We start from the raw sequence: 22,265 nt of genomic DNA on the forward strand, positions 1-22,265 counted from the left end.
ACAACCGGCGTTCGCGGCAATGTTCGCGATGGCTCAACCGACCTCACCGCATTTGGCGAACCCATGCACAACTGGGCCTGCCACCAGCTTGTCAATCTTTAAGGAGAATTGCGAATGACACGACTTGTTGTCGTCCCCGGAACCCGTGGCATCATCTTGCCTAATGCCCCGAAAATCCAGATGACGGATTTCGAAAAAACCATCGCCAACATTCCCGGTCTGCGCTTCGTGATTGATCCCGCCACGCTCGCCAGCGACGGCTCCGGCCGGGACAGGTTTAGCCAGACGCTGATTGCGCCTCGTGGGACAGGTAATTCCCGGATCGCAAACGATGCCGATTTCAACGGCCTGCCGGTGATTTCAATCGCTAACGGCTCATCTGGCCTCGGTTTGCCTCCCGGCAGTCTCACGTCGAGCTTCACCATGATCGGTGTGGCCCGGTTGGACACTGCACGTTACGACGCCGCCACGACCAGCATCCTGTTCGCGTCATCAATCAATGACGGAACGCAAATATCCTCGCTGCGGGCAAACTCGGCCAACGATCCAACCTTTGTGCCTGTGGAAGGGGTAAACTCCAACAATATTGCAGTGTCTGGAAAGCCGGGTCGCGGCGCAACCGCAGTCTGGGCGCTGTCCTTTGATTATGACACGAAGGAGTCCGCGCTGGTCACTGGAAATGGCACCGTGATCAAACTGTTTACCCACGCGTCTTCGCATCAGGCCGTTGACGGAGACCGCTGGCATTACGGCGGCAACCGTAACACCGCCGCAGGCTGGGTTGGGAAGATCGGCATGGGCCTGATCTGTGACCGCGCTTTGCACAAGTCCACTCTATTGCCGTATCTGCAGGGAGCGATAGCCGTCCTAAGAACTCGATACGGAATTGTGTAGCGTGACCCATCCCTGAAACGGTTCTCATCTGCCTCAGCGATAAACCCTTGGCGATAAAGGGGTCTCGTGATTACGATCACTGTGTCACGCTGAGGCAGAGGGTAAGGGATGAACCGGCAATATCTGAAAGAGGCAAAGGAACGCCTGCGCGCAATGGAGCGCGGAATGGAAAGTCTAAATCGGCTCGATGAATTAAGCGACATTAATACGGCATGGACAAACCTCATTGCCGCTGGCGACATAATTTACGAGAAACTGAAGCTTGCTACACGAGATACGTCGTTTAGCGACTGGTATGGCAAAAAGATTAAGCAGCGCCGCTCTGATCCGCTGCTCAATTATCTGTGGCAAGCACGGAACGTGGAGCACCACGGTGGGTCCAGTCTTACAGTTCTCAAGTTCGGTCCGGCCTACGAACCCGTTCCGAAAGATATCGCGGTGCGGATCAAGAACATACTATTACTGAGTGATGTCGACGTGAACATTGCCGAGCACGATGATGCAAATGATGTGATGGAAATGGCATACGAGCTGGACGATGGAACCGTATTCGTCCCAAAAGGAAAACCTCGTCAAGCCGCCATCATGCTGGAGAAGTTTTCGTCGCGTGGAGTTGTCTACGTTCCGCCAACGGAGCATTTGGGCATAAAGGCGGATTTCACTGTCCACAATGCAGCTGCGGCTTATGTTGCCTTTATGAAAGAGCTTCTATCGGAAGCAGTGACCTTAGCTAATAAGTCAGCATGAGAGGGATGCGTCTGCCACGCTATCGTTTTCAGTTTTGGTGTCCAGAAGCTGATGCCATTTTGTCCAGAAGCCGCCGCCGCGCCACAGCAAACGGGAGAGCAACGGTTTTCCACAGACGGCGAAGCCTGGTGCAAGGTTGGAGGCGATTGAAACGATTATATTCGGCTTCTTTGCCCAAGCTGCTGAAAAACCGCGAGAAATCGGCATTTTTCGTGATAAATTCACTTTACACCTACACGTGGCTGTCGCATCCATTTGCCAGACATATCTTTCTATCCAAGCAAAGGAGAGCCACAATGGCCAAACAGAAAGTCGCAATGCTGACCGCGGGTGGCCTTGCTCCCTGTCTCTCTTCAGCCGTTGGCGGCCTGATCGAGCGTTATAGCGACGTCGCGCCTGATATTGACATTGTGGCCTATCGTTCCGGCTATCAGGGCGTGCTTCTGGGCGACCGGATCGAGATCAACAAGGACATGCGCGAAAAGGCGCATCTGCTGCACCGTTATGGCGGATCGCCGATCGGCAACAGCCGCGTAAAGCTCACCAACGCTGCCGATTGTGCCAAGCGCGGGCTGGTGAAAGAGGGTGAAAATCCGCTGCGCGTTGCCGCCGAACGGCTGGCTGCCGACGGCATCACCATTCTCCACACCATCGGCGGCGACGACACCAACACGACGGCCGCCGACCTTGCCGCCTATCTCGGCGCCAACGGGTACGATCTGACCGTCGTCGGGCTGCCGAAGACCGTGGATAACGACGTGGTTCCGATCAGGCAGTCGCTCGGCGCATGGACCGCGGCGGAAGTGGGCGCTTCCTTCTTCGACAATGTCAGCAACGAGCAGAGTGCTGCGCCGAAGACCTTTGTCATCCATGAAGTCATGGGCCGCCATTGCGGCTGGCTGACGGCTGCGACCGCCCGCGCCTACATCCAGAAGACCAACGGCAATGAATATGTCGAAGGACTGATGATGAACACGCAGATGAAGAACATAGACGGCATCTACCTGCCGGAAATGGCGTTCGACATCGAAGCGGAAGCCGAACGGCTGAAGGCGATCATGGACAAACACGGCTACGTCACGTTGTTCGTTTCCGAAGGTGCGGGGCTCGATTCCATCGTTGCCGAACGCGAAGCCGCCGGTGAGGCCGTCAAGCGCGATGCCTTCGGCCATGTGAAGATCGACACCATCAATGTCGGCGGCTGGTTCCAGAAGCAATTCGCCGGCCTCATCGGCGCGGAACGCTCCATGGTCCAGAAATCCGGTTACTTCGCCCGCTCCGCTCCCGCCAATGGCGATGATCTGCGCCTCATCCAGGGCATGGTCGATCTTGCCGTCGAAAGCGCGCTGAACAAGGTCTCGGGCGTCACCGGCCACGACGAAGACCAAAAGGGTAAATTGCGGACCATCGAGTTTCCGCGTATCAAGGGCGGAAAGCATTTCGACCTGTCTGCAAAATGGTTCACCGAAGTGATGGAACACGTCGGTCAACCGTTCACAGCGGCCTAATTTTACGATAGGCTGGATAAAGCGGCGACAGGGAGGGCAAGGAGGAAGAGAATGTCTGGACAGGCGTGGCTGGTTTTTTGTGCAGCATGTGCCGTTGTGTTCGCACTTCCCTCTCCCCTTGTATTCTCTGTCGCCTCCTATGCTGCTATCCGCGGCAGAAAAACGGTGTTTCCCTCCGTCACTGGCGGCTCGCTTGGCATCGTCACAGCCATGACGATATCTGCGATTCCAGCGGCTGGCCTTGCCTATCTGCCGCATGCCTTTGTGGAAATCGTTCAGTGGACGGGTATCGGCTGGCTGATTCTTTTCGTGTTATGGACCTTTGCCACCCCCGCCGCCCAGGCAGCCAATGCAGACAATGACAATCTGCCCGGCAAATCATCCAGCGGCATTTTCCGTGATTGCTACGCCATTGCAGCGTTGCGTCCGCGCTATTTCATGTTCTTCCTGGCACTGTTGCCGCAATTCGTTTCCACCTCCGGCAATGCGGTCGAAACGCTGGCCGTAGCGCAGGCCGCAATCCTGTTGCTGGCACTTGGCATTCTGGCAGCGCAGGCACTCTTCGCCGGCTCCACGCTGGCACTGGTGCGCCGCATGTCCGGCAACAAAAAAATCCGGCCGAAATACCGCACTCACTTCATTTCTGGCCGTGCCGTCAGCGCCGGATACCGCCGCATCGCCGCCTGAAAAACCGCGACGCCACGTCCCGGCTTGCCGCTATCCTTACAATAGGTTAATGAAGGCTCGATGGGACACTGCCTGCTTCGCTCGACGCGGGGGTATCGACAGACAGGCATAACGAAGGCGGCAACATGCGAAATTCGGCAAAATTCCGCGGAAGAAGCGCACTTCTTCTGTCTTCCACGGTGGGCCTTGCACTGGCTTTGGTCGGATGCACCAGCGTCGAATATGCCGCAAAGGAAGGGCCGAACGGCCCGAAAATAGCCGCAGTCAACCAAACCGCACCGGCACAAGCCTCCGCACAGTCGGAAACGGCTGGTACCCCGGCTGATGCCGCCGCACCGGCAGCACATGCCACTGACGTGGCAGCCTCTTCCCAGCCCGAATCGCTTCCAACCGTCGCCGCCGTCAAGGGTGGCCGCGTGGCGCTGCCGCCGGCAGCGGAAATTGCAGCGGCAGTGGCAAGCCCAACCCAGATGCAGCCGCAGCAACAACAGACAGAGGTCGCGCAGGCAACGGTAACGACAGCCGCGCCGACGACGGCTGCGGCACTTGCACCGCACGCCGCAACGCCGGCAGCCGCAGCGATCGAAACCGCAAGTGCCGCCGCGAAACCGGCGGCCCACAACTCTGCCGCCGACCTGCCGCAGGTGGTTGCCGTCAAGGGCAGCTTCCCGCCCGCACCGCCGCCGCCCGGAACGCCGTCGATCGGTACCGAACTGACCGCGGAGCGGAAAGTCATTCCACTGCCGAAGCCGGACAGCACGGTTCTGGCCTATGCGGCCGGCCCGACCAACGCCGCCCTTGCCGCTATCCGGCAGAACGAAACGATGACGGCGCCGTACAAATCCGCGCCGGCCGGACGTGAAAAGCTGAGCGGGCTTATTTCGAAATACGCTGTCATGTATAATGTGCCGGAAGATCTGGTGCATCGCGTGGTGCAGCGTGAAAGCAGATACAATCCCGGCGCCTATAATGGCGGCCACTTCGGCCTGATGCAGATCAAGCACGCCACGGCCCGCTCCATGGGCTTTGATGGCCCCGCCTCTGGCCTGTTCGATGCCGAAACCAACCTCAAATATGCCGTCAAATATCTGAGCGGCGCCTGGCTTGTTGCCGACAACAACCGGGACAATGCTGTCAGGCTTTATGCACGCGGTTATTATTACGATGCCAAGCGCAAGGGCATGCTGCACGTTCTGCGCAAGTAAGCCTTTGAGCAGCACCGGGACTACAATGCAGCAAAGCAGCTTTTCTTAAAAACGTCGAGCACGTCACTTTTGTCATCCTCGGGCTTGTCCCTGGGATCTGCAAGCTTTTGATTTTACGATATGTGCTTAGATCCTCGGTACAAGCCCGAGGATGACGCCGCATCCAAATCAAAGCTTGAGACCCGAGTTGGTTTCATACCGCCTTTTCGATTCGTTACGTCGGCCCACAACCCCTGTCATCAAACTGTAGCGTCGTGACTGTAGACGCCTCTCAATCTATTGAGAGGTGAACATATGACGAGTGCGGCACCCAAGACCGGCTTCAGCAAGAATACGAAACTGAAGTCCGCATTGCTCCAGCACAAGGCGCTCTCGAAAAGCGGTTTTTCCGAACGGTTCTTCGGGGTTCTCTTTTCCGGTCTGGTTTATCCGCAAATCTGGGAAGACCCGGAAATCGATATGGAAGCGATGGAGCTTGCTGAAGGCCACCGCATCGTCACCATCGGCTCGGGTGGCTGCAACATGCTGGCCTACCTATCCCGCAACCCTACCAGCATCGATGTGGTGGATCTCAACCCGCATCACATCGCCCTCAACAAACTGAAGCTTGCCGCCTTCCGCCATCTCCCGGCCCATCAGGATGTGGTTCGCCAGTTCGGCCGCGCCAATACGCGCAGCAATAGTCACGGCTACGACCGATTCATCGCCGACCATCTCGACGACACGACCAAGGCCTACTGGTCGAAACGCACCCTATCCGGCCGTCGCCGCATCTCGGTATTCGACAGGAACATATACCGCACCGGTCTGCTCGGCCGTTTCATCGGCGCCGGCCACCTTATGGCGCGCCTGCATGGCGTCAAGCTGACCGAAATGGCCAATAGCCGCACGCTGGATGAACAGCGTCGGTTCTTCGACAGCAAGGTCGCACCGCTGTTCGACAAGCCGGTGGTGCGCTGGCTGACGAAGCGAAAAAGTTCGCTGTTCGGCCTTGGCATTCCGCCCCGCCAATATGACGAGCTGGCAAGCCTTTCCAACGACGGCACAGTCGCCTCCGTCCTCAAGGAGCGGCTGGAAAAGCTTGCCTGCAACTTTCCGCTCAGCGACAATTATTTCGCTTGGCAGGCCTTCGCGCGCCGTTATCCCGAGCCGCATGAGGGTGCCCTGCCCGCTTATCTCAAGCGGGAATATTACGAGACGATCCGCAACAACACCGCCCGCGTTGCCGTGCACCACGCCACCTATACCGAGCTGCTTTCCAAAAAGCCGGCAAACGGCGTCGATCGCTACATTCTGCTCGATGCGCAGGACTGGATGACGGACGTGCAGCTCAACGAATTGTGGTCGCAGATCAGCCGCACCGCCGCTCCCGGCGCCCGCGTCATCTTCCGCACCGCCGCCGAAAAGAGCGTGATTGAAGGCCGTCTCTCGGCCGATATACGCAATCAGTGGATCTATCTAGAGGAACGCTCCAATGAGCTCAACGCCATGGACCGTTCGGCCATCTATGGCGGCTTCCATATCTATCAGAGGGCTCTGGCATGAAAACCATTGGCGAGAATGTCGGCCTTGCGGATGAGGCGCATGCGAGCCTGATGGACCGCATGTATCGCCACCAGCGGCATATCTACGATATTACCCGCAAATATTACCTTCTGGGCCGCGACAGGACCATTTCCGGCCTCGACGTGCCCAAGGGTGGCACGCTGCTTGAAGTCGGCTGCGGTACCGGCCGCAACCTGCTGCTGGCCAGCCGCAAGTTTCCGGAAGCAAGACTGTTCGGTCTCGATATCTCCGCCGAAATGCTGCTGACCGCATCCGAGAATTTTACCGGAAAGACGGAACGCCCCGTTCTGCGCGTGGCCGACGCCACCGCTTTCCGCGCCGCAGAATTCGGTCAGCCGGACGGTTTCGACCGAGTCATGATCCCCTATGCGCTTTCGATGATACCGGACTGGGAAAAGGCGATCGAACAGGCGCTGACAGCTCTCAAGCCCGGCGGCTCGCTGCACATCGTCGATTTCGGCCAGCAGGAACAGTTGCCCAAGTGGTTCCGCGCACTTTTGCAGGCATGGCTCACCCGCTTCCACGTCACGCCCCGCGCCAATCTCCGTTACGTTCTGGCCAACATGGCAGGCCGTTTTGACGGTAATCTCGAATTCGAGGAGATTGCCCGAGGTTACGCTTGGCGGGCCATCATCACGCTTCCGGTCGCCGAAGTGCAGCCAAAAGTCAGCCGCATTCTGGCAGACGCCTGATCTTCAAGGGTTACGGCGCCTCGCCTCTGCAAATGCGGGCGAGACGCTGCCAGCCGACGGTCCTACAAGTATACGCGACTGGGACTGAAAGACCGCAAATCTCTTGGAATCCAGCGACTTGCGAGCCGAAAAAACGCCACGGCCCCTTGCCATAACGGCTTGTTTACCATGTTATGGGTAAATCGGGAGACGCGGCGCGCCATTTTGCGGCTGCGGATGGGCAACAATAATTCATCAGGGTTCCAATGCGGCTGCGTCTATCGGCACTTTTGTCGGCTATGTTGTTGATCGGCGGCTGTACGTCCACGAGCTATGACTTGCTTGAAACGGCTTCTGTTTCCAAGCCGAAATTCTCCGATACCGACCCACAGGATTTTGGCACGAACAACCCGCATCGCCACGAGGTGCATGGTATAGATGTGTCCAAATGGAATGGCGACGTCGACTGGCGGACCGTTCGCAAATCCGGCGTTTCCTTCGTCTTCATCAAGGCCACCGAAGGCTCAGACCGCATCGATCCGAAATTCAGCGACCATTGGCGCAGTGCGGCGGCGGCAGATATCCTGCACGCGCCATACCATTTCTACTACTTCTGCTCGACAGCGGACGCTCAGGCCGACTGGTTCATCAGCAACGTGCCAAAGGAAGCCGTCACCCTGCCGCCCGTTCTCGATGTGGAATGGAACCCCTCCTCCCCCACCTGCAAGACGCGCCCGGCTCCTGGCATCGTCCGTGCCGAGATGCAGCGTTTCCTCGACCGCCTCGAGGCCCATTACGGCAAGCGCCCGATCATCTACACCTCGGTCGACTTCCACCGCGACAACCTCGTTGGCCAGTTCAAGAATTACCATTTCTGGGTGCGCTCCGTCGCCGCGCATCCCGCCAAGATTTACGAAGACCGGCAGTGGGCCTTCTGGCAATATACGGCCACCGGCGTCGTGCCCGGCGTCAACGGCCCAACCGACATCAATGTCTTCGCCGGAAGTGAGAAAAACTGGCGGAAATGGATCGCCTCGGCCAAATAATACGGCCAAGAAGCAACACATTCGAAAAATCGGCGTTCTTCTGCACCGGCAGATCGCTGGACCCGTTTTTTTGTCGCAAACATGTGGGTAAAGCGGGCTAACAACCTATCGAGGAAATTCTCATGCCCACTTTTCGGTCGCGCAGCATCATTTTTGCCGCCGCTCTGTCGCTTCTCTCCACCGGCTCCGCCCTTGCCACACCGCCTGTGGCCTCGCCTGACGATCCAAAGCAGGTTGCCTGCGGCGGTGATCTGGGCGTATTTCTCGAGGGCGTGAAGGCTGAGGCCGCTGCCAAGGGTGTTCCGGCGGCTGCCATCGAAAAGGCGCTGGCCGGCGCGCAGATAGACCCCAAAGTGCTTTCGCGTGACCGCGCACAGGGCGTCTTCCGCCAGACCTTCCTCGAATTTTCCCAGCGCACTGTCAGTCAGGCCCGTCTCGATATCGGCCGCAAGAAGCTGCAGGAGCTGTCATCGACCTTTGCCCGTGCCGAGAACGAATTCGGCATACCGGCTGGCGTCATTGCCGCCTTCTGGGCCATGGAGACCGATTTCGGTGCCGTCCAGGGCGATTTCAACACCCGTAACGCGCTGGTGACCCTCTCGCACGATTGCCGCCGCCCGGAACTCTTCCGTCCGCAATTGCTGGCGCTCATCGAAATGGTCCAGCACGGCGATCTCGACCCCACGTCCAACACGGGTGCATGGGCCGGTGAAATCGGCCAGGTACAGATGCTGCCCAAGGACATCATCGCCTTCGGCATCGATGGTGATGGCGATGGCCATGTCAACGTCAAGAGCAGCGCACCGGATGCGATCCTCACGGCGGCGAAATTCATCCAGCACCTCGGCTTCAAGAAGGGCGAACCCTGGATGCAGGAAGTTTCCGTACCGGAAAACCTGCCCTGGGAGAAATCCGGCCTCGGCGGTTCGCTTACCGCCGGTGACTGGTTTACCCTTGGCGTGACCCCGCGCGACGGTAACAAAAATTTCGCCTCGCTGCCCGCAGCCCTCATCATGCCGCAGGGCCGCAAGGGACCGACCTTCCTCACCTATCCCAACTTCAACATCTATCTGGAATGGAACCAGTCGTTCATCTACACGACCTCGGCTGCCTATTTCGCCAACCGTCTGATGGGCGCCCCTGTTTATAACAAGGGCAATCCCGATCCGGGCTTCGATGACGCGACGATGAAAGAGTTGCAGACCAAGCTTGAAGCGCGCGGCCACGATGTTGGCAAGGTGGACGGAATTCTCGGTTCCGGCACCCGCGTCGCCATCCAGAAGGAACAGCAGCGTCTCGGAATTCCCGCGGATGGATGGCCGACCCAGGCACTTCTCCAGGCGCTTTAACCTGTGTTAATCGCACGTTCGGGCCTTTAATCTATCGGCCGGAATCAAGGCTTAAACTGTTAATCTCGACCGGATGACTGGGGATAACACCCCGGTCATTTACTTTTTTTAAAGATATGAAGCACTGCGTGATGAGAAAATAATCTTTTATTTTCAATGAATTACAGAAGTTACTTTTTTAAGCGGCCACAAAGCATGCTGCACCGCATCACAGAAACCGCTTTTCAAGTGCCACAAAACGGTCATATTATCGAACCTGTCAACAACAGGAGGCACCCATGGGACTTACAAAATCTCTCAATGCCTTGGCAGTCGGTTTGGCGTTTTTGTTCGTAGCGATGATGCTTTTCATCTGACGAGACGTGAAGACCAAACGCAGAAAAGAACCGTAGATGACACGAGTTTGAAAAGCGCAGGTCCTGTCGGGCCTGCGCTTTTTTCCTGTCGTAAATGGAATATCTGAAATCAGGCGGCGCTGCGGCGCAAACGCTCAAGACCGAGGTTCTCAAGCACCGCATCGACCAGCGGCGCACGGTTCATGGTGTAGAGATGGAACTCGTTGACACCGCGCCGTTGAAGATCAGCGATCTGCTCGGCAGCAACTTCCGCCGCAACGCGGGCGCGTCCCTCGAGATCGTCATCATAACCTGCAAAACGCTCATCCAGAAAACTGGGCACACTGGTGCCGCAGCGGCCGGCGAAACGCTTGAGCTGGGTCAGGTTCTGGATCGGCATGATACCCGGAACGACCGGAATGGTGATGCCCGCAGCCGTAACCCGCTCCATGTAGCGCTCGAACACGTCATTATCGAAGAAGAACTGCGTCAGCGCCCGCGTTGCGCCGTTGTCCGCCTTGCGCTTCAGCATATCGATATCGACCGCATCGCTGGCGCTCTCCGGGTGCTTTTCGGGATAAGCAGAAACTGAAACCTCGAAATCGCTGATATCGCGTAGCCCCTTCACCAGAGCGGCGGCATTCTCGTAACCTTGCGGATGCGGCCTGTAGTCCGTGCCGATACCGGTCGACGGATCGCCGCGCAGCGCCACGAAATGGCGAACGCCAGCATTGCGAAACTCTTCAACGACCTGATGCACGTCGTCACGGCTGGCATCAACGCAGGTCAGGTGCGCGGCGGTCGGCAGATGACTGTCACCGATCATCCGGCGCACCGCATCCAGCGTCGGCGCCTTGGTGGAACCGCCCGCGCCATAGGTGACGGAGACGAAATCCGGATCCCATTTCTTCAGCTCGGCAACCGTTTCCCAGAGCTGGTTCTCCATCTCGGGGTTCTTGGGCGGGAAAAACTCGAAAGATAACCGGATATCCCCCCGGATTTCGCCATTGTGGCGCGCGGTTTCCGACCTCAACATATCATGCCCTCCCGGCAGCAAGTAAAACGGCCTCTTGCACCACATCGTCTGCCATCAGCAGCCGCTGGTCGCGGGCAACCCATATCGTGACGTCCAAGGATTCATCGGACGCCCGTTCAGAATGAAGATCGACGGCACGGTCGAGCACGAGCCCGGCCTTTTTCAGCCATTCATCCATAAGCGGATGCGAAAAGCCGAGCCGCACATGCGCATGCTCGTCGCGAAGATGCTCGAAGGAATGGGGTGCAAGATCGATGACGATCAGCCGGCCACCGGCACGCAGCATGCGGGCGGCTTCGGAAAGCGCGATCTCCGGCTGGTCGAGAAAATGCAGAACCTGATGGATGACGATCAAATCGAAATCCTGGCCTTCCAGCGGCAGGTTGAGAATATCACCATGGCGAACGGATGCATTGACCACGCCCGCCTTGTCCAGATTGGAGCGCGCCACCGACAACATGTCGCGGCTGGCATCGACACCGATTGCCCGGCGATAGATACCGCTCAGAAGCTGGAGGATGCGGCCCGTGCCAGTACCGAGATCGAGCAGCGAGTCGATCGGGGTGGTTCCGACCAGCTTCAGCAATGCCCCTTCCACGGCCTCGTCGCTCACATGCAGGCGGCGCAGCTCGTCCCAGGCGGAGGCATTGCGGCTGAAATAATCCTGCGCCCGCTCCGCCCTTACCCGCTTGACGGTGGCAAGGCGTTCGCTGTCGCGCTGGAGAACGGCGTCAGAGGGCGATGCGGCGCCCAGCAGCTGCCTGATAACAACGGCGGGCTCGCCATCCTGCCGCAGGCGGAAATAGGCCCAGGCGCCTTCCTGATAGCGCTCGATCAACCCTTCTTCCGTCAAAAGCTTGAGATGACGGGAAATACGGGGCTGCGACTGGCCTAGAATTTCGGTAAGATCGGTGACGGTCAGATCGCCGGCCGCCAGAAGCGCCAGCAAGCGAAAGCGCGTCGGCTCGCCGGCCGCCTTCAAGAGATCCACCAATTTATCCAAACCGAACGCCACGTCTGCCGCACCTTGCAATCTAATCAACATATAAAGATATCTTTATGTCGGCGTGACGCGAGATGCAAGCGCAATTTGCCACGCTCTCCCCTCAAGCCCCATTTATTGCATCAAAAAAGGCCCGCTTTTGGGCGGGCCTTTCTGAAGTGATCCGAGAACAGGATCAGCGCGTCAGGCGCTTGTAGCTGACGCGGCCGGGCTTGATGCTTTCCGGGCCGAGACGACGGACCTTGTCCTTTTCATAGTCTTCGAAGTTGCCTTCGAACCATTCCACGTGGCTGTCACCCTCGAAGGCGAGGATGTGAGTGGCCAGACGGTCGAGGAACATGCGATCGTGGCTGATGATAACGGCGCAACCGGCGAAGGCTTCCAGCGCTTCTTCGAGCGCTGCCAGCGTTTCCGTATCAAGGTCGTTGGTCGGTTCGTCGAGCAGCAGCACGTTGCCGCCTGCCTTCAGCATCTTGGCAAGGTGAACGCGGTTACGCTGACCACCGGAGAGGTTGCCGACCTTCTGCTGCTGATCGCCGCCCTTGAAGTTGAAGGCGCCGCAATAAGCGCGGGAGTTCGTTTCGAACTTGCCGAGCTTGATGATGTCGTTGCCGCCGGAGATTTCCTCCCAGACGGTTTTGTCACCCGCCAGCGTATCGCGGCTCTGGTCGACGTAACCAAGGTGCACGGTCTCACCAATGGTCACCGAACCGCTATCGGGCTTTTCCTGACCGGTGATCATGCGAAACAGCGTGGTTTTACCAGCACCGTTCGGGCCGATGACGCCGACGATGCCGCCCGGAGGCAGCTTGAAAGTGAGGTTTTCGATCAGAACCCGGTCACCATAGGACTTTGTGAGGTTTTCCGCCTCGATAACGACGCGGCCCAGACGCTCGGCGACCGGGATAACGATCTGCGCGTCACCGGGACGGCGATTTTCAGCGGCTTCCACCAGTTCGTCATAAGCGCGGATACGCGCCTTGGACTTCGTCTGGCGAGCCTTGGGGCTGGAAGCGATCCACTCCTGTTCGCGGCTGATGGCCTTCTGGCGCGAGGCGTCTTCGCGGGATTCCTGCTGCATGCGCTTGGCTTTTGCCTGCAGATAGGCGGAATAGTTGCCTTCGTAGGGAATACCACGGCCACGGTCGAGTTCGAGAATCCAGCCGGTGACGTTGTCGAGGAAGTAGCGATCGTGGGTGATCATCATCACGGCGCCGGGATAGTCGCGCAGGTGCTTTTCGAGCCAGGCGATGGTTTCGGCGTCAAGATGGTTGGTCGGTTCGTCGAGCAGCAGCAGGTCAGGCTGCGAAAGCAGCAGCTTGCAGAGCGCCACGCGGCGACGCTCACCACCCGAAAGGCCGGTTACTGCCGAGTCGCCAGGCGGGCAACGCAGCGCATCCATGGCCATTTCGACCTGATTTTCCAGATCCCACAGGTTCTGGCTGTCAATGATGTCCTGAAGCTTTGCGCCCTCATCCGCCGTTTCGTCGGAATAGTTCATCATCAGCTCGTTGTAGCGGTCGACGATTGCCGTCTTGCTCGCCACACCTTCCATGACGTTTTCCATCACGGTCTTGTTTTCGTCGAGCTTCGGCTCCTGCTCGAGATAACCGAGCGTCGCACCCTCAGCGAGCCAGGCCTCACCGGTATACTCCTTGTCGAGACCGGCCATGATCTTCAAAACGGTCGACTTACCGGCACCGTTCGGACCGAGGATACCGATCTTGGCATCTGGATAGAAGGAGAGATGGACGTTCTCAAGAACCTTCTTCGCGCCATAGGACTTGTTCAGCCCGGCCATGTGATAGATGAATTGACGTGCCATTGTAGCGAATGCTCCACATCGGATTTTAAAGAGTACGTATCGGGAAATTTGCCGCTATGTAGGGTAAATAGGACCTTGGGGCAACCTCTGGCACGATTATGACCCCATGATTATGACAAGGGATACCATGGCAGGCACGGGCGAAAGCATGAATGAGACGACGGATGACTTGACGTTCAGCCGGATTGAGAGGCTCGACGCTCCATCAGGCGCATCCATCGCCTTTCGCCACCAGCCCTCTGCCCTTTCTCCGGCGCGCGGCGTGCTGATGATCTGCCACGGCCTGGTGGAGCACGCCGGCCGTTACCGCCGTTTTGCCGATGTCATGGCAAAGCAGGGTTTCGAGGTATACGCCCACGATCATCGCGGCCATGGCCGCACAAAGGCTGCCGATGCGCCTCTCGGTCGCTTCGCCTGGAAGGACGGAGACAGCAAGGTCGTTGCCGATGTCATGGCGATGCGCCGGATGGTCGGCGAAAGACATCCCGGCCTGCCGGTCATCCTGTTCGGCCATTCCATGGGCGGCCTTGTGGCGCTCAACACCGCCGTCAGCCATCCGGATGCCTTTGATGGTCTGTCCATCTGGAATTCCAACCTCAATCCCGGTGTCATGGGCCGTCTTGCACAGATCGTGCTGCGCCTTGAAAAGATGCTGAAAGGCTCTGATGTGCCGAGCGCCATTCTGCCCAAAGCAACCTTCCGTGCCTGGAATGCCAGAATGCCGGAAAAACGCACTCATGCGGACTGGCTGAGCCATGACAGGGCAGCGGTGGATGCTTATGTGGAGGATCCGCTTTGCCAGTTCGAGGCCAGCGTCTCCCTGTGGCAGGATGTCTTTGAATTGTCCTATCGTGCGCCGAGGCTCATCGAACGCCTGCCGAAGACGCTGCCGATTTTGCTTGTCAGCGGCGATCAGGATGCCGCGACCAATGACGGCAAAGAGATCGTCTGGCTTGCCGAACGCTTCCGCGAAGCGGGTTTCGGCCATGTAGAGCACACGATCTATCGGGGCATGCGCCACGAAACCCTGAACGAGATCGGCTGGCAAGCCGTGGCTGCGGATTTCGCCGCCTGGTGCAGCCGCATCGTTGGCAACTGACGAGCCTTTGCCGAAACGGAATAAGTCCATGAGATAAAATCACATGCGGCAATGCGGGGAGACGTCTATAAACCGGCAAGCAGAAACCACCGGGGGACAAATGACCGAAACGCCGAACAGGAAACCGCCACTATCCGGCATTCGCGTCATCGAACTGGCGCGTGTTCTGGCCGGTCCCTGGGCGGGGCAGATGCTGGCCGATATGGGTGCGGATGTCATCAAGGTCGAGAACCCTGAAGGTGGAGACGATACCCGCGCATGGGGTCCGCCCTTTGTCGAAAGCGCAGATGGTGAAAACCTCTCCGCCGCCTATTACCATGCCACCAATCGCGGCAAACGCTCCATCGTCGCCGATCTCAAGACGGCGGAAGGCTGCGAACTGGTACGGCGGCTCGTGCGCACCGCCGATGTTGTCATCGAGAATTTCAAACGCGGCGGGCTTGCCAAATATGGCCTCGACTATGAGAGTCTCAGGGTTCTCAATCCGAAGCTGATCTACTGCTCCATCACCGGCTTCGGCCAGACCGGGCCCTATGCCGATTTCGCCGGATACGACTATATCGTGCAGGGCATGTCCGGCTTCATGTCGATCACCGGCGAACCCGACGGTCAGCCTATGAAGGCGGGCGTTGCCGTTGCCGATATCTTCACCGGCATCTATTCCGTGTCAGCGATTCAGGCCGCGCTGATCCACGCAATGCGGTCAGGTGAAGGCCAGCATATCGACATGKCGCTTCTGGACGTGCAGTCGGCCGTGCTCGCCAACCAGAATATGAATTACCTGATTTCCGGCAATGCCCCCGTCAGGCTCGGCAACGCCCATCCGAATATCTCACCCTACGAGGTCATGCCGACAGAGGATGGTTTTCTCATCCTGGCCGTCGGTAATGACGGCCAGTTCCGCCGTCTCTGCAAGATCCTCGGAATCGAGGCGACCGCCGATGACGAACGTTTCGCCACCAACAAGGCGCGCGTGGCGCATAAGGCAGAGGTGCGGCAGATCATTTCCACCGAAACGCTGAAATGGCAGAAGCGCGATCTTCTGACCGCTTGCGAGCAGAACGCCGTACCGGCCGGGCCAATCAACTCCATCGAGGAAATGTTCGCCGATCCACAGGTTCAGGCACGCGGCCTGCGTGTTGATCTCGAGGCGCAGGATGGCACCGTCATCCCCGGTGTGCGGACACCGATTATCATGTCACAGACGCCGCTGCGTTACGAACGCCCGAGCCCGAAGCTTGGCGAGCATCAGGCGCAAGTGCTGGCCGAACTGGAAAACATCGAAAGGACCACGACGCCATGAAAGCAACCGGAATGAAAAGAACAGGCGGACAACTGATCGTCGAAGCGCTGAAAGCCAATGGCGTCTCCCGCGTTTCCTGCGTTCCCGGTGAAAGCTATCTGGCGGTGCTGGACGCGCTCTATGAAAGCGGCATTGAAACCGTGGTCTGCCGCCAGGAAGGCGGCGCTGCCATGATGGCCGACACCTGGGGCAGGCTGACCGGCGAACCCGGCATCTGCATGGTAACGCGCGGTCCCGGCGCAACCAACGCCTCGGCCGGCCTGCATATCGCAAGGCAGGATTCCATTCCGATGATCCTGTTCATCGGCCAGGTACAGCGCGAAGCCCGCGAGCGTGAGGCGTTTCAGGAAGTGGAATATCGCCGCGCCTTTACCGAATTCGCCAAATGGGTGGGCGAGATCGACGATGCGCGCCGCATTCCGGAATTCGTCACCCGCGCCTTTGCCGTCGCCACCTCCGGCCGCCCCGGCCCCGTGGTGCTGACGTTACCCGAAGACATGCTGGTTGAAGAGGTTGAAGCCCCCGAGGCAAAGCCCTATACCCCGGTCGAAGCGCATCCCGGCCCGTCGCAGATCGCCGCTTTCTCAAAAATGCTGGGCGAGGCCAAGCGGCCAATCTTCATCATCGGCGGCACACGCTGGTCCGAAGAAAGCGTCGCAAGCTTCACGGCTTTTGCCGAAAGGAACAAACTGCCCGTCGGCTGCTCCTTCCGTCGCCAGATGCTGTTCGATCACTTGAGCCCATCTTACGCGGGCGATGTCGGAATTGGCATCAACCCGGCCTTGGCGAAGGAAATCAAGGAAGCCGACCTCGTGGTGCTGCTCGGCGGTCGCCTCTCGGAAATGCCTTCCTCCGGCTACACGCTGATCGACATTCCCTACCCGTCGCAGAAACTTGTGCACATCTACCCGGAAGCCGAAGAGCTTGGCCGCGTCTATCGCCCCGATCTCGCAATCTGCGCCTCACCGGATGATTTCGTCGCCGCCCTTTCTTCCGTAACGCTCCCCGATAACGCCGCCTGGGCGGACCGCACGGCCACCATGCATTCGGCTTACCTTACCTGGTCGACACCGCCGCAGACCGGTCCGGGCGCGGTTCAGATGGGTCCGATCATGGACTGGATCGAGGCCAACGTGCCGGATGATGCCATCTTCACCAATGGCGCGGGCAACTATGCCACCTGGGTACACCGCTTCCACCGCTTCCGCCGCTTCAACACTCAATCGGCGCCGACCTCCGGCTCGATGGGTTACGGCCTGCCGGCGGCCGTGGCCGCCAAGCACCTGTTTCCCGAGCGCGAGGTGATCTGCTTTGCCGGTGATGGCTGCTTCATGATGCATGGGCAGGAATTCATCACCGCCGTGCGGTATGGACTGCCTATCATCACCGTGCTGGTCAATAACGGCACCTACGGCACGATCCGCATGCATCAGGAACGGGAATATCCCGGCCGCGTCAGCGGCACCGATCTCGTCAACCCGGATTTCGCGGCCTTCGCCAAGGCCTATGGTGGCCACGGCGAAACGGTCGAAAAGACGCAAGACTTCGCCGCCGCCTTCGAACGCGCCCGGGCAAGCGGCAAGCCCGCCATCATCGAGGTGAAGCTGGATGCCGAAGCGATCACGCCAACCCGCACGCTGACCCAGATCAGAAGCCGGACCTGATATTGCGCATGGACATGGCTCCGGCATGGTGTAAATCCTGACTAGAACATACAGGTTAGGAAACGACATGCCGGATGCAGCCCCTCCCGTCATCACCCCACGCGGCGCAAAGATCGAACCTTCGGCCGGTGCGCCATTCGAGGCCGTGCGCGTGGCACGCGATGTCCTGCACACATCCCGCACAGCGGCGCTCGCGACCCTCGATCCGGTCAGCGGTTATCCCTATACGACCGCCACCAATATCGGCATAGAGCCGGATGGTACGCCGTTCTTCTTCGCGGCGGGCCTGACGCTGCATGCCCGAAACATGGAGGCCGACCAGCGTATCTCGTTGACACTTGCCCCCTTCGGCAAGGGTGACGCGCTGACGCTGGCCCGGCTGACACTGGTAGGCAAGGCGGAACTGATCGATCCGGAAGAAGTGCCGCTTGCCAGACAGCGCTACATCGACCGCTATCCCAAGGCAAAACTCTACCTCTCTCTTCCCGATACAAGGCTCTACCGGCTGCGGACAGAGGGCGTTCAGATCAATGGTGGCCCGGCCCGCAACGCCAGCAACATCACACCTGCCGATCTGCGCAGTGACCTTTCCGGCGCGGAACAGCTAATGGCTGCGGCAGCGGACGAGGCCGCGCGCCTCAACGCCATCAAGGGCGAGGCATCACGGCTGGCCGCTCTTGCGGGTGCGAAAACCGCACGCTGGAAAATCACTTCCATAGACCCTGATGGTATCGACCTCGCCTCAGCCAACGACCTGGCACGGCTGTGGTTTGCAGAACGGGTGAAGACGTTGAAGCAGCTTGAGAAGGCGCTTGCTTAGCTTCTGAAATGAAGGGCGCAAGCGATTCACAAACCTGGGACAATCGCCTCTCCTCCGTCATGCTCGGGCCTGTTCCGAGCATCTGCTACCTATCAATTTGCGATACGTGATTGGATCCTCGGGGCAAGCCCGAGGATGACAAAACGAGCGTTTCGAATTTTCCCAACAAAAAAGGCCGGGCTGCATTCCGCAACCCGGCCTTTCTCAAAATCAAACCGTTACTCAGAGAGCAGCGGTAACGATGAACTCAACCTTGTAGTCCGGAGTAGCAAGCGCCGCTTCGCTGGTGGCGCGGGCCGGCGGGTTTGCCGGGTCGATCCAGCCTTCCCAGACGGCGTTCATTTCGCCGAAGGTGGACATGTCGGAGAGGTAGATGATGGTCTGCAGGATCTTCGACTTGTCGGAACCGGCAGCGGCCAGCAGACGATCGACTTCAGCCAGCGCCGACTTGCTCTGATCGGTCACGGACACGCCCTCACCGACCTGGCCGGCCAGATAAACGGTGTTGCCGTGGATGACGGCGCCGCTCATGCGCTTGCCCGGTTCGATACGCTTGATGGTCATGGAAAACTCCTGTTGATTGGCTTTAGAAAATCGAATTATCCGCGGAAAATCAGCCGCGCAGGTGGTGGGTCTTTTCGTAGATCGCGGTCGAGCGCGCGCCGGAACGGCAATAGCCGAGCATCGGGCGCTGCAATTCGTCAAGCGCATCCACCATGCCGGTAACCGCATCCGCATCGACGCCGTAGCGGCCAACCGGTACATGCACGATGGTCAGGCCAAGCTGTTCGGCACGCTCGGCAATATCGGCGAAAAGCGGCTGGCCTTCTTCTTCGCCATCCGGGCGGTGGCAGACGATCGACTTGAAGCCGAGCGCCTTGACCTCGTCGAGATCGGCAACGCTGATCTGTCCCGTGACCGAATATTCGTCGTCTATGCGCCTGATATCCATAATAATGCCTCCGCTTAAACCGGCGCCTTGGCGCCGCTGGCACGCTGTCGCCACTGTCTGAAATCCGCATCCGATGTAAGGGCTCAAAACTCTTGCGTCAATGATGCGGCGCCTTCATTCGGTACACCATTCAGTCGCCTATTCAGAGGATGGAAAAGCGAAGACCATAGGAGCGGCTTTCGCCCGGCTGCAGCATATTGAACTCGCCGGCGGCCTCAAGCTCGCCGCGCCCCACCCAGCGGTGCGAAACCGGTTCGATGCCAAGCACATTGGCCGGATCCTTCTGGTTCCGCCACATCTGCAGATGGGGCAACGTCTCCGTGCCGAAACGTACTTTCAGCGTCTTGCCGCCAATTGCGGCAATCGGACCGAGCGCAATTTCCGCCCATTCGTCCTGACCGGCGGGTACACAGAACACCGTGCCTGGCTCCTCGCCAAAGCGCCAGCCATGACCACCGCCATCGAGCATGGCACCTTCCAGCCGAACGGCCTCGTCAAACAGCCGCGCGCCGACATTCATGTGGTACATCAGAAAGACCGGGATCGGCCGCGAACTCGTATTGACGATCCGGTCATCGAGGCTCACTTCGCCGCTTTCGCCATCGATGCGCCATGTCCGCTCGAGAAGGGCCGTGCCGCCATCGGCAAGGTTCACGGGAACCTCGGCACGCGCCAATGCATTGGACTCATGAACGTCGAAGGCAACTATCTTGGCGGGATGCGCGGAGAAGGACCCATGCAAAGGATATCGACGCCCCTCGCCCTCACCGCCGATCGGTTCGGGATGGCGGATATGATCGGGACCGCAGGTGAACAGAAAGCCTTCCAGCGAATGGTCGATGCGCGGATCGCCATCATCTGGAATGGCACGGCCGGGCGCGATGTCGATACCATCGACAACACAGGCGCCAATATCGAAAACGGAGGTTTCATCGAGGAAAATGCGTGGCGATTTGCCGGCCTGAAACGAACGCAAGACAACCTCCCTGTGGCAGTAAAAGCGCAATAATCACGGAAACGCTACTAACCGTGACGTAAATTAAGATTGCTTTAACCGTGAATTCACCTTTTTCACAATAGGGTCAAGATTACGGTGTGTTTATCGGTGAACGAAGTAAGGGATAGCAGAATCGTGAAACAGTTTGTTAACGCAGCTCTGGGTCTGGCGATTGCCTTGGCGGCGGTTTGCGCGCCTCTACAGGCTGGCGCGCAGCAGCGTTATGGCTATCAGGAACAGCCGGTTCTGGTGACGCCGGATGGCCGTGTTCTCGATTTCGTGCCCCAACGTGGCGACATCGTCATCAGTCGCGACAATATGGGCCGCACGGTATTTTATGACCGGTACGGCAATCTGCTGGCCACTGAAATGCCGTCAGGCTATCAGCAGCGGCAACAGGTACAGCAACGCGACACCACCTATTATCCCCCGGCCCCCGGCGGTGAATATCGTGAGCCGCAGCGCGATTACGGTTATCAGGATAATGGAAGCGTGCGCGATTACCGCGAATATCGCGGCAATGGTTCCGGCGACGATGTCTATACCGGCTCGGTTCCCGGCCCGGGCGCTGTCGAAAGCGCGCCGCTCAACCAGCCGATGCCCGAAGAAAGCACCACGGCTGCCGTTCCGCAGCCGCACCACCTGATCGAGCGCCACACGCCCGTCACCACACCGGTCAACAGGTCTCGCCAGGAGATCGTGGCACTTCAGACCTTCCTCGACCGCGAAGGCATCTCGCCCGGCGTGATCGATGGCAAGATGGGCGACAACGTCAACAAGGCGATTGCCGCCTGGCAGGACATGACCGGCGAAAAGCTCGACCCGAACAATTCCGAGGACATTCTCGAGCGTCTGCGCGCCTCCGGCGGCATGCCGATCGTCGATTATACGATCACCGCAGCCGATGCAGCCGGCCCCTATGTCGCCTCCATTCCGGATGACTATGCCGAGAAGTCGCAGCTACCCGCCCTCTCCTTCACCTCCACGTCGGAGGCGTTGGCCGAACGCTTCCACATGGACGAGACCTATCTGAAAGAACTGAACCCCGGCATCGATTTCTCCGTGCCCGGCACCATCATCAAGGTCGTCAATCCCGGGGAACCCAAAAAGGGACAGGTGGCCCGCATCGTCGCGCATAAGGGCATCAAGCAGGTCTTCGCTTACGGAGAGGATGGCGCTCTGATCGCCGCTTATCCCGCCACCATCGGTTCTACCGACACGCCTTCGCCAAGCGGCACGCACACGGTCGAGCGCATCGCGCTTAATCCGGGTTACACCTACAATCCGAAGATCAACTTCAGGCAGGGCCAGAACGACAAGATCCTGCAAATTCCGCCCGGTCCAAACGGCCCAGTTGGCACGGTCTGGATTGCCCTTTCCAAACCGACCTACGGTATCCACGGCACGCCGGAACCCTCGAAGATCGGCAAGACCAACAGCCACGGCTGTATCCGCCTCACCAACTGGGATGCGACGGAGCTGGCAAAAATGGTCCGCCCCGGCGTCGTGGTGGAATTCGCGGAATAGGTTTGACCGCGAAGACGAATTGCAAAAGCCC

The 22,265-nt window shown here is 58.9% G+C and carries 20 protein-coding genes; 14 read left to right on the forward strand and 6 right to left on the reverse strand.

Annotation, left to right across the window (positions count from 1 at the left end):
• The first annotated feature begins 114 nt into the window (after positions 1-114).
• The 9 genes from AC1DCP_RS19035 (at position 115) to AC1DCP_RS19075 (ending at position 9,673) form a co-directional block, all read left to right on the forward strand.
• Positions 115-894, forward strand: a complete 780-nt coding sequence (locus AC1DCP_RS19035) for a hypothetical protein (protein WP_476774568.1) — start codon at positions 115-117, stop codon at positions 892-894.
• A gap of 108 nt (positions 895-1,002) precedes the next feature.
• The gene (locus AC1DCP_RS19040) at positions 1,003-1,641 is read left to right on the forward strand and encodes a hypothetical protein (protein ID WP_476774569.1); all 639 of its coding nucleotides are present in this window, start codon (positions 1,003-1,005) and stop codon (positions 1,639-1,641) included.
• A 296-nt stretch (positions 1,642-1,937) separates the two neighbouring features.
• The gene (locus AC1DCP_RS19045; RefSeq protein ID WP_003513264.1) at positions 1,938-3,149 is read left to right on the forward strand and encodes a pyrophosphate--fructose-6-phosphate 1-phosphotransferase; all 1,212 of its coding nucleotides are present in this window, start codon (positions 1,938-1,940) and stop codon (positions 3,147-3,149) included.
• Positions 3,150-3,200: 51 nt separating this feature from the next.
• Positions 3,201-3,836 carry a LysE family translocator gene (locus AC1DCP_RS19050; protein WP_112153277.1) on the forward strand — a complete coding sequence of 212 codons (636 nt, stop codon included), beginning with the start codon at positions 3,201-3,203 and terminating at the stop codon, positions 3,834-3,836.
• A gap of 125 nt (positions 3,837-3,961) precedes the next feature.
• Positions 3,962-5,041 (forward strand): lytic transglycosylase domain-containing protein, encoded by a 1,080-nt coding sequence (locus AC1DCP_RS19055; RefSeq protein WP_065687178.1) that lies wholly within the window; start codon positions 3,962-3,964, stop codon positions 5,039-5,041.
• Between the two features lie 294 nt (positions 5,042-5,335).
• Positions 5,336-6,586 carry a BtaA family protein gene (locus AC1DCP_RS19060; protein WP_065687177.1) on the forward strand — a complete coding sequence of 417 codons (1,251 nt, stop codon included), beginning with the start codon at positions 5,336-5,338 and terminating at the stop codon, positions 6,584-6,586.
• Complete coding sequence (locus tag AC1DCP_RS19065) at positions 6,583-7,299, forward strand: class I SAM-dependent methyltransferase (RefSeq protein WP_013636524.1); 717 nt, start codon at positions 6,583-6,585, stop codon at positions 7,297-7,299. The genes AC1DCP_RS19060 and AC1DCP_RS19065 overlap by 4 nt, the downstream gene beginning before the upstream one ends.
• Before the next feature lie 245 nt (positions 7,300-7,544).
• The gene (locus tag AC1DCP_RS19070) at positions 7,545-8,324 is read left to right on the forward strand and encodes a glycoside hydrolase family 25 protein (protein WP_035251825.1); all 780 of its coding nucleotides are present in this window, start codon (positions 7,545-7,547) and stop codon (positions 8,322-8,324) included.
• Between the two features lie 122 nt (positions 8,325-8,446).
• On the forward strand, positions 8,447-9,673 hold the full coding sequence (locus tag AC1DCP_RS19075; protein WP_065687176.1) for a lytic murein transglycosylase: 1,227 nt from the start codon (positions 8,447-8,449) through the stop codon (positions 9,671-9,673).
• A gap of 465 nt (positions 9,674-10,138) precedes the next feature.
• Here AC1DCP_RS19075 and metF read toward each other — a convergent pair whose 3' ends face one another.
• The 3 genes from metF to ettA form a co-directional block, all read right to left on the reverse strand.
• A complete protein-coding gene (gene metF, locus AC1DCP_RS19080; RefSeq protein ID WP_013636527.1) occupies positions 10,139-11,044 on the reverse strand; it encodes a methylenetetrahydrofolate reductase [NAD(P)H] in 906 nt (301 codons plus the stop codon).
• Position 11,045: 1 nt separating this feature from the next.
• Positions 11,046-12,059 carry an ArsR/SmtB family transcription factor gene (locus AC1DCP_RS19085; RefSeq protein ID WP_065687175.1) on the reverse strand — a complete coding sequence of 338 codons (1,014 nt, stop codon included), beginning with the start codon at positions 12,057-12,059 and terminating at the stop codon, positions 11,046-11,048.
• Between the two features lie 163 nt (positions 12,060-12,222).
• Entirely contained in the window at positions 12,223-13,872 is a 1,650-nt protein-coding gene (ettA, locus tag AC1DCP_RS19090; RefSeq protein WP_003513287.1) for an energy-dependent translational throttle protein EttA, read from the reverse strand.
• A 127-nt stretch (positions 13,873-13,999) separates the two neighbouring features.
• Here ettA and AC1DCP_RS19095 point away from each other — a divergent pair, with 127 nt between their 5' ends.
• The 4 genes from AC1DCP_RS19095 to AC1DCP_RS19110 all read left to right on the forward strand — a co-directional run bounded on the left by AC1DCP_RS19095 (position 14,000) and on the right by AC1DCP_RS19110 (position 18,758).
• Positions 14,000-14,971 (forward strand): alpha/beta hydrolase, encoded by a 972-nt coding sequence (locus AC1DCP_RS19095; RefSeq protein WP_003513288.1) that lies wholly within the window; start codon positions 14,000-14,002, stop codon positions 14,969-14,971.
• Positions 14,972-15,071: 100 nt separating this feature from the next.
• Positions 15,072-16,274, forward strand: a complete 1,203-nt coding sequence (gene caiB / locus AC1DCP_RS19100; RefSeq protein ID WP_476774570.1) for a succinate--glutarate CoA-transferase — start codon at positions 15,072-15,074, stop codon at positions 16,272-16,274.
• Positions 16,271-17,938, forward strand: a complete 1,668-nt coding sequence (locus AC1DCP_RS19105) for a thiamine pyrophosphate-binding protein (protein ID WP_065659179.1) — start codon at positions 16,271-16,273, stop codon at positions 17,936-17,938. Before caiB ends, AC1DCP_RS19105 begins: the two co-directional genes overlap by 4 nt.
• A 67-nt stretch (positions 17,939-18,005) precedes the next feature.
• A complete protein-coding gene (locus tag AC1DCP_RS19110; RefSeq protein WP_065687174.1) occupies positions 18,006-18,758 on the forward strand; it encodes a HugZ family pyridoxamine 5'-phosphate oxidase in 753 nt (250 codons plus the stop codon).
• A 222-nt stretch (positions 18,759-18,980) separates the two neighbouring features.
• On the opposite strand, the gene AC1DCP_RS19115 is transcribed toward AC1DCP_RS19110, so the two are convergent.
• The 3 genes from AC1DCP_RS19115 to AC1DCP_RS19125 form a co-directional block, all read right to left on the reverse strand.
• Positions 18,981-19,322 (reverse strand): RidA family protein, encoded by a 342-nt coding sequence (locus AC1DCP_RS19115; protein WP_003513295.1) that lies wholly within the window; start codon positions 19,320-19,322, stop codon positions 18,981-18,983.
• A gap of 49 nt (positions 19,323-19,371) precedes the next feature.
• Positions 19,372-19,710, reverse strand: coding sequence for a protein tyrosine phosphatase family protein (locus tag AC1DCP_RS19120; protein WP_003513297.1), 339 nt, complete (start codon positions 19,708-19,710; stop codon positions 19,372-19,374).
• A gap of 142 nt (positions 19,711-19,852) precedes the next feature.
• The gene (locus tag AC1DCP_RS19125; protein ID WP_065687173.1) at positions 19,853-20,686 is read right to left on the reverse strand and encodes an aldose 1-epimerase family protein; all 834 of its coding nucleotides are present in this window, start codon (positions 20,684-20,686) and stop codon (positions 19,853-19,855) included.
• Between the two features lie 156 nt (positions 20,687-20,842).
• Between AC1DCP_RS19125 and AC1DCP_RS19130 the strand changes: the two genes are divergently transcribed.
• A complete protein-coding gene (locus AC1DCP_RS19130) occupies positions 20,843-22,234 on the forward strand; it encodes a L,D-transpeptidase family protein (protein WP_065687172.1) in 1,392 nt (463 codons plus the stop codon).
• The last annotated feature ends 31 nt before the right edge of the window (positions 22,235-22,265 follow it).

Source organism: Agrobacterium sp. 10T429, assembly GCF_056393925.1.